This window comes from Mycobacterium sp. VKM Ac-1816D (assembly GCF_000416385.1).
Taxonomy (GTDB): domain Bacteria; phylum Actinomycetota; class Actinomycetes; order Mycobacteriales; family Mycobacteriaceae; genus Mycobacterium; species Mycobacterium neoaurum_A.
Genome location: NZ_AOHQ01000095.1, coordinates 1 through 614, shown reverse-complemented (window position 1 = coordinate 614; position 614 = coordinate 1). Strand labels below are relative to the sequence as shown.

General features: G+C 66.9%; 1 pseudogene. It reads right to left on the bottom strand.

The window, feature by feature from the left end:
• Positions 1-614 (bottom strand): annotated as a pseudogene (locus tag G154_RS00315) (pyruvate carboxylase); the annotation flags it as partial.

Genomic DNA, 614 nt, shown 5'->3' with positions numbered 1-614 from the left:
CCGGCCTGCACGGTGTCACCGGCGTCCACGCCGATGGTGACGACCCCGGCGAACGGGGCGGCGATATGGTCGGGGTTGGTCTTGTCGGCCTTCTCGGCCGCGGCGACCTCGCTGGCGATGCTGCGGTCCCGGACCAGGGTGGGACGCAGCTGGCCGTTGAGGATGGCCAGCACGGTACGCATCCCACGCTCGTCGGCCTCCGACACGGCCTCCAACCCGATGAGCAGTTCCACACCGGGTTCGAGTTGCACACGGTGTTCCTCGCCCTGGCGCAGCCCGTAGAAGAACTGGTTCGCGCTCAGCATCGAGGTATCACCGTACTGATCGCGGTGGGCCTGAAACTCCTTGGTCGGCCCCGGGAACAGCAACCGATTCAGCGTCTCCTGACGGGCGCGCCCACCCACCTTCAATGCCGCCTCATCCTCGGCCGAGAGCGGGGTTTCGGGTTTGGCGTCGGCGCGGCCCTGCAAGGCCTTGCTACGCAACGGTTCCGGCCAACCACCGGCCGGATCCCCCAACTCACCCCGCAAAAACCCGATCACACTGTCAGGAATGTCATAGCGATCCGGATCGGCGGCGAACTCATCGGCATCAGCACCGGCACCCACCAACGC